Origin of the sequence: Cumulibacter manganitolerans, from assembly GCF_009602465.1 — a bacterium.
Lineage (GTDB): Bacteria > Actinomycetota > Actinomycetes > Mycobacteriales > Antricoccaceae > Cumulibacter > Cumulibacter manganitolerans.
Map to the genome: position 1 here is coordinate 24,434 of NZ_WBKP01000042.1, position 7,159 is coordinate 31,592.

Below are 7,159 nucleotides of genomic sequence, written 5' to 3' on the forward strand. Positions count from 1 at the left end.
GCTTCCCTTGCGTCGTGGGCGATCGCGGCTAGCGGGCCGCGGTGCCTTCCTGGTAGTCGTCCTCTGCGGAGACCCAGCTCATGAGCTTGCGCAGCTCGCGGCCGGTGGCCTCGATCGGGTGCTGCTCCTGCTCGGCACGGCGCTTCTTGAAGTCCGGAGCACCGGCGTCCTGGTCGTCGATGAACGCCTGCGCCCACTTGCCGCTCTTGATGTCGGCGAGCACCGCCTTCATGTTCTCCTTCACGTGCTCGTCGACGACGCGCGGTCCGGAGGTGTAGTCGCCGTACTCGGCGGTGTCCGAGACGGACCAGCGCTGCTTGGCGATGCCGCCCTCGTACATCAGGTCGACGATGAGCTTCAGCTCGTGCAGGCACTCGAAGTAGGCGACCTCCGGCTGGTAGCCGGCCTCGGTCAGCACCTCGAAGCCCTGCTGCACGAGGCGGCTCATGCCGCCGCACAGCACGGCCTGCTCGCCGAACAGGTCGGTCTCGGTCTCCTCGGTGAAGGTCGTCTTGATGACGCCGGCGCGGGTGCCGCCGATCGCCTTCGCGTACGAGAGGGCGAGCGCCTCGGTGTCGCCGGTCGGGTCCTGCTCGACGGCCACCAGGCACGGGACGCCCTTGCCGTCGACGAACTCGCGGCGGACCAGGTGCCCGGGGCCCTTCGGCGCGACCATCGCGACCGCGACGCCGGCCGGGGGCTTGATGTAGCCGAAGCGGATGTTGAAGCCGTGGCCGAAGAACAGCGCGTTGCCGTCCTCGAGGTTCGGGGCGATCTCGTCGGCGTACAGCGTGCGCTGCACGTGGTCGGGAGCCAGCACCATGATGAGGTCGGCCTCCTGGGCGGCCTCGGCCGGGGTCACGACGCGCAGGCCCTCGTCCTGGGCCTTCTGCACGCTCTTCGACGACGGCTGCAGGCCGACGCGGACGTCGACGCCGGAGTCGCGCAGCGACAGCGCATGCGCCTGGCCCTGGCTGCCGTAGCCGATGACGGCCACCTTCCGGCCCTGGATCAGGCCGAGGTCGGCGTCGTCGTCGTAGAACATTGTTGCTGCCATCGTGGCGTTCCCTTTCGTGTGTGCCGGCCCGCGGCCGGCGATGTGAGCTGCTGGATGAAGGATGGAGGTGTCAGCCGGCGCGTTCGGCGGGCCGCGCCTGGGTCGTGGTGATCGAGCGGGGTCCGCGGCCGATCGCCACGACGCCGGACTGCACGAGCTCGCGGACGCCGAACGGCTCCAGGGCGGCGATCAGCGCGGCGAGCTTCTCGCGGGTCCCGGTCGCCTCGATGGTCACCGAGTCGGTGGTGACGTCGACGACCTTGGCGCGGAACAGCTCGACGGTCTCGATGACCGGTGCGCGGTGGTGCGCGTCGACCCGGACCTTGATGAGCACGATCTCGCGCTGCACCGAGCTGGCCGGCTCCAGCTCGACGATCTTGATCACCTGGACAAGCTTGTTCAGCTGCTTGGTGACCTGCTCGATGAGGTTGTCCTCGACCGTCACCACGATGGTGATGCGCGAGACCTCGGACTGCTCGGTCGGGCCGACCGCGAGCGACTCGATGTTGAAGCCGCGCCGGCTGAACAGCCCGGCGATCCGGGCGAGGACGCCGGGCTTGTCCTCGACGAGGACCGACAGCGTGTGCCGAGTGGTGGTCATGCCTACTCCTCGTCGAAGTCGGGACGGATGTCGCGCGCGGCGAGGATCTCGTCGTTGCTGGTGCCCGCGGCGACCATCGGCCAGACCTGCGCGTCCTTGCCGACGGTGAAGTCGATGACGACCGGGCGGTCGTTGATCTCGAGCGCCTGGCGGATCACGTCGTCCACCTCTTCCTTGGACTCCGCGCGGAGCCCGACGCAGCCCAGCGCCTCGGCGAGCTTGACGAAGTCCGGGATGCGGTGCTTGTGGGTGCCGAGCTCGGTGTTGGAGTACCGCTCCTCGTAGAACAGGGTCTGCCACTGGCGCACCATGCCCAGGTTGCCGTTGTTGATCACCGCGACCTTGATCGGGATGCCCTCGATCGCGCAGGTGGCCAGCTCCTGGTTGGTCATCTGGAAGCAGCCGTCGCCGTCGATCGCCCACACGATCTTCTCGGGCGCTCCGGCCTTGGCGCCCATGGCGGCGGGGATGGCGTAGCCCATCGTGCCGAGGCCGCCGGAGTTCAGCCAGGTGCGCGGCTGCTCGTACTTGACGAACTGCGCCGCCCACATCTGGTGCTGCCCGACGCCGGCGGCGAACACCGCACCGGGCGGGGTGAGGGCGTCGATGCGCTCGATGACGTACTGCGGCGCGAGGGTGCCGTCGGCCGGCCAGTCGTAGCCGAGCGGGAACTTGCGGCGCCAGCGATCGAGGTCGGCCCACCAGGGTCCGAGGTCCGCGGCGTCGGACTCGCCGCGCAGGCCGCGCAGGGCGGTGATCAGCTCGGCGATCGTCTCCTTGCAGTCGCCGACGATCGGGACGTCGGCCACCCGGTTCTTGCCGATCTCGGCGGGATCGATGTCCGCGTGCACGACCTTCGCCTCGGGCGCGAAGCTCTTCAGGTCGCCGGTGACGCGGTCGTCGAAGCGGGTGCCCAGCGCGATCAGCAGGTCGGCCTTCTGCAGGGCGGTGACGGCCGGGACGGTGCCGTGCATGCCGGGCATGCCGAGGTGCTGCTCGTGCGAGTCGGGGAAGGCGCCACGCGCCATCAGCGTGGTGACGACCGGGATCCCGGTGAGCTCGGCCAGCTCGACGAGCTCGTCGGAGGCCTCGGCCTTGATGACGCCGCCGCCGACGTACAGCACGGGGCGGGACGACGCGTGGATGAGCTTGGCGGCCTCGCGGATCTGCTTGAGGTGCGGGCGAGTCACCGGCCGGTAGCCCGGCAGCGCCAGCTGCGGCGGCCAGCGGAACACCGTGTCGGCCTGCAGCACGCTCTTGGGGATGTCGACAAGGACCGGCCCGGGACGCCCGGTGGAGGCGATGTGGAACGCCTCGGCGATCGCCCGCGGGATGTCCTCGGCGTCCGTGACCAGCATGTTGTGCTTGCAGACGGGGGACGTGATGCCGCAGATGTCCGCCTCCTGGAACCCGTCGGTGCCCAGCAGCGCCGCCGACACCTGGCCGGTGATGGCGACGATGGGCACCGAGTCCATGTTGGCGTCGGCGATCGGCGTGACCAGGTTGGTCGCGCCGGGACCGGAGGTCGCGATGCAGATCCCGACCTTGCCGGTCGCCTGGGCGTAGCCCTCGGCCGCGTGTCCGGCACCCTGCTCGTGCCGCACCAGGATGTGCCGCAGCGACGAGTCGAACAGCGGGTCGTACACCGGCAGCACCGCGCCGCCGGGAATGCCGAACAACGTGTCGGCGCCGACACACTCCAGCGAACGCACGAGCGACTGCGCGCCGCTGCAGTGTTCGGTCAGCTGCGCCTCGGGCGCGGCGGTGCCGCGCTTGGGCGGCTGTGGTGCGGCGATCGGCCTGCTTGCCATGGTGCTTCCTTCCTCGGATCACGAGCTCAGGACGGTGCGGGTTCCTTGTGGGAGGGCTGGTACATGAAAAAACCCCCTGTGCCGCTGGCACATCGGGGGTCTAGCGCGTCGGCGGGCCGACGCGCTAGGCAATGAGTACGAGCATTCCGGTGGGGGTCACGTCGACAAGCGTGCTCCGGCGCGGCGGACAGGTCAAACCTGTTCCACATTCCGAGACGGTTAGTTCGGATTCTGAGACCTACCCGACATCCTCACCCGCCCGGACGGCCGAAGCTGCGGCCGTAGCGGAAGACCGGTCCCCGCCTGCCGAGGCGCACCGCCGCCCCCTCGCGCAGCTCGGTGGGGCCCTCGATCCGCACCCCGTCGACGTACGTGCCGTTGGTGGACCCGGCGTCCTCGATCACCGCTCGGGCCCCGAGCAGCCGGACGACGGCGTGCAGCCGCGACACCCGCTCGTCGTCGAGCACGACGTCGCACCGGGCACTGCGGCCCACGGTGACCCGCCGCTGCGCCGACGAGAGGGAATACACGTCGCCCGAGCCGGGCAGGTCCGGCCGCGGCACGAGCATCGTCGGCTGGTCGGCGCCCTCGCTCACCAGGTGGTGCAGCGCTCGCGTGTCGTCGGTCCGCTCCCCCATCACCGGCCACCTCCGTCCGCGACGAGCCTATGACCCGCCCGGTCCGCCGCGCACGGATGGGAGGATGAACCTGTGAGACGTACCGACACCAGGCCCGCGGCGAGCGCGGACGCCGCCCGACCGGCCGATCGCCCCCTGCGCATCCGTTACTCGCGGACCCTCTTCGTGCCGCTGCTGATCGCGGCCATCTGCACCATCCCGCTGGCGACCGCCCTGGACGCGTGGGGGCTGCTCCTGCTGCTGCCGTTCGCGTTCGCGGTCGTGCTGCTGCTGCGCGTCGGCGCGGACGTCTACGCCGACCGCGTCGTCGTCCGCGGGATGCTGTCGTCGTCCACCGTGCGCCGCGCCGACCTCGCGGGGTTCGCCGTCCCCGACGGCCGGCACGTCCACCTCATGCGCGCCGACGGCTCGACCGTGCGGCTGAGCACCGCCCGCCCGCGGGATCTGCCCCGGTTGCGGGAGCTGCTCTTCGACGACGCGCCTTCCCGCGACTCCCCGGCGTCCGGCTAGGATTCGGCACATCGGGTGTGACCGGTGCCACAGTGCAAAGGAGGGCAGGCATGGTTCGTCTTGCGATCAACGAGCGCCGTGAGCTGCTGATCGACGCCGCGTGGCGGGTGATGATGCGATCCGGCGTCGCGGCGGCGACCACGCGGGCGATCTGCGCCGAGGCCGGCATGCCGCAGAGCTCGTTCCACTACTGCTTCGACAGCCGGGCGGACCTGCTCAAGATCGTGGTGACCCGCCGGGTGCCCATGCACATCGGCCTGGCGCGTCAGGCGATGGACGGCGCGCCCTCCATCGAGGACCTCGTGCACGGCAGCCTGGCCGCCTACTGGAACGACGTCACCGCGCACCCCGAGGTGCACGCCGCGATGTTCGACATCACGCTGACCTCGCACTACGATCCGGACCTGGAAGAGCTGCGGCACTTCCAGTACGAGGAGTACCACCGCGCGGCGCTGGCCATTCTGCAGATGGCCACCCAGGACGGGCGGTACCGCTGGGACCTCGACATCGAGCCGCTCGCCGTCGGCCTGATCGCGGTGCTCGACGGGGTCACGCTGCGGTACTGCGTCGACCCGCAGACTCGGGGCCTGCAGCAGACGCTGCGCGAGTACGGCCGCTATCTCGTCTCGCACCTCAAGGCGACCGAGCCGGAGGCGCCCGAACCGGTCTGAGGGCGGCACCGATCCGTAGACTGGTGCGTCGAACGCCCCGCCGTCCCCGGCCGACGAAAGGCACCCTCGCATGAGCTCCCGGTCCCGCCGCGTCATCGCGCCCCTCGGCGGCGCCCTGGTGGCGGTGGTGCTGAGCGCCTGCGGCGGGACCGACTACGTGGGCTCGGGCAGCTGGGAGGTCAAGCCGAGCCCCCAGGCCCCGCAGATCCCCAAGCCGCAGCAGCCCGGCTCGCCCGGCGGCGAGCAGAGCGACCCGTCGCAGCCGCAGGACGACGGGGTCCGCGCGACCGGCCTCGACCAGCCGCACGCGCTGACCGCGCTCCCTGACGGGACCGCGCTCGTCGGCGAGCGCACCAGCGGCGTGGTCACGAAGGTCTTCCCGGCCAAGGGCATGCCGCAGCAGGCGCTGTTCACGGTGCCCGGCATCGACGGCAGCACCGGCGGCGGCCTGGTCGCGATGGCGGCATCGCCGTACTACGCCGAGAACTCCCTGGTCTACGCGTACGTCACGACCGCCACCGAGGGCCAGGTCGTCAGCCTCAACCAGTACGGCGTGCCGAAGCCGCTGGTCACCGGGCTGCCGGCAGCGTCGGCCGCGATGACGATCGGCCCGGACGGGATGCTGCTCGTGGCGACCGGCGGCAGCGGCGCGCTGGGCGGCAAGATCCTCAGCATCGACCCGTGGGGCGGCCCCGGACCGTCCGCAACCAACGGCCTGGTGGTCGCCACCGGCGTGGGCAACCCGGTCGGCATGTGCACCGACGGCACCAACGTGTACGTCGTCGACGGCGGGTCGGGGGCGCCCGGCGCGCTCACCGGCAACGCGGTGTTCAAGATCGACGGCAAGCAGAGCGGCGGCGGCCTCGGCAGCGCGATGAACCCGTTCGTCAGCTACGCCGCCGGCAAGGACGCCGGCGCCACCGGGTGCGCCGCGAGCGCGGTGGCGCTGATCACCGCCGGCACCGACTCCCAGTCGCTGGCGACGACCGTCCTCGACAAGAACGCGCAGCCGGCCGGCGACCCCACGCTGTCGCTGACCGGCAAGTACGGGCGGCTGCGGGCACTGGCCCTCGACCCGGTCCAGGGCGGGCTGTGGGTGGGCACGTACAACCGCGACGGCATCGGCACGCCGGCCGCCGACGACGACCGGGTGCTCTACATCCCGCCGCCCGCCGGTGGCGGCGGCGCCGGCGACATCAGCTGAGCTTCAGCGCCAGCGCCGCGTCGGCCGCGGCGTCGACCTTCGCCGACGACGCCGACCCGTCGACGTAGGCGGCCTGCGCGATGCGCACCACCTTGCCGTCGACCGACGACGCGTACTCCCCGTCCGCGAGCGCCTCCTTGCCCGGCATCCCCGCCGACGGCGCGCTCTCGCGCAGCAGGTCGTTGACGTTCCCGGTGCCGTCCTTGTCGGTCGTCGCCTTCAGACTGGCGGCCGAGTCGGCGTCCGGCATCGTCACCTCGACGAGGCTCACGACCGCCTGCTTGCCGTCGACCTGCGTCTGGAACAGGCCGCGCTGCATGCCGACGCAGGGGTGTGCGGACAGGAATGTCTTGATGTCCCCGTAGGCGTGCGCCGCGCAGTTCTTCTGCGTGTCGGTGGCCTGCCGGGTGAACTGGTACCCGCCGCTGGACTGGGCGCCGGGCGTACCCGACCGACCCGCGGAGGCGGATGCGGCGCCGGGCGCGGCGTCCCGGCCGCCGGCGCCGCCGAACAGGGTGCTCCAGCCCAGGGCGACGGCGGTGATCACCAGCGCGAGCACGACGAGCGGCACCAGCCAGCGCCACGGGCTGCGGGCCGGCTCGGGCTCGTCGCCCGGCGCGCTCAGCAGGTCGGCGGGGCCACCGGGCTCCGCGGGTCGCGCGGCAGG

The 7,159-nt window shown here is 71.6% G+C and carries 7 protein-coding genes and 1 pseudogene; 3 read left to right on the forward strand and 5 right to left on the reverse strand.

Annotation, left to right across the window (positions count from 1 at the left end; all coding sequences use genetic code 11):
- Positions 1-28 precede the first annotated feature (28 nt).
- From ilvC to F8A92_RS14015, 4 genes are all read right to left on the reverse strand, one after another.
- Positions 29-1,057 (reverse strand): ketol-acid reductoisomerase, encoded by a 1,029-nt coding sequence (ilvC, locus tag F8A92_RS14000; protein WP_153505788.1) that lies wholly within the window; start codon positions 1,055-1,057, stop codon positions 29-31.
- 70 nt (positions 1,058-1,127) lie between these two features.
- Positions 1,128-1,658: an acetolactate synthase small subunit gene (gene ilvN / locus F8A92_RS14005; protein WP_153505789.1), complete on the reverse strand. Its 531-nt coding sequence runs from the start codon at positions 1,656-1,658 to the stop codon at positions 1,128-1,130.
- A gap of 2 nt (positions 1,659-1,660) precedes the next feature.
- On the reverse strand, positions 1,661-3,469 hold the full coding sequence (locus F8A92_RS14010; RefSeq protein WP_153505790.1) for an acetolactate synthase large subunit: 1,809 nt from the start codon (positions 3,467-3,469) through the stop codon (positions 1,661-1,663).
- Positions 3,470-3,720: 251 nt separating this feature from the next.
- Complete coding sequence (locus F8A92_RS14015) at positions 3,721-4,107, reverse strand: FHA domain-containing protein (RefSeq protein ID WP_153505791.1); 387 nt, start codon at positions 4,105-4,107, stop codon at positions 3,721-3,723.
- A gap of 72 nt (positions 4,108-4,179) precedes the next feature.
- Between F8A92_RS14015 and F8A92_RS14020 the strand changes: the two genes are divergently transcribed.
- From F8A92_RS14020 to F8A92_RS14030, 3 genes are all read left to right on the forward strand, one after another.
- The gene (locus tag F8A92_RS14020) at positions 4,180-4,617 is read left to right on the forward strand and encodes a PH domain-containing protein (protein WP_153505792.1); all 438 of its coding nucleotides are present in this window, start codon (positions 4,180-4,182) and stop codon (positions 4,615-4,617) included.
- A 50-nt stretch (positions 4,618-4,667) separates the two neighbouring features.
- The gene (locus tag F8A92_RS14025) at positions 4,668-5,288 is read left to right on the forward strand and encodes a TetR/AcrR family transcriptional regulator (protein ID WP_153505793.1); all 621 of its coding nucleotides are present in this window, start codon (positions 4,668-4,670) and stop codon (positions 5,286-5,288) included.
- A gap of 70 nt (positions 5,289-5,358) precedes the next feature.
- Positions 5,359-6,492 carry a PQQ-dependent sugar dehydrogenase gene (locus F8A92_RS14030; protein WP_153505794.1) on the forward strand — a complete coding sequence of 378 codons (1,134 nt, stop codon included), beginning with the start codon at positions 5,359-5,361 and terminating at the stop codon, positions 6,490-6,492.
- Here the strand turns inward: F8A92_RS14030 and F8A92_RS18645 are convergent.
- Positions 6,485-7,159: pseudogene (locus F8A92_RS18645) on the reverse strand (hypothetical protein); the annotation flags it as partial. The gene F8A92_RS14030 and the pseudogene F8A92_RS18645 sit on opposite strands and share 8 nt — an antisense overlap.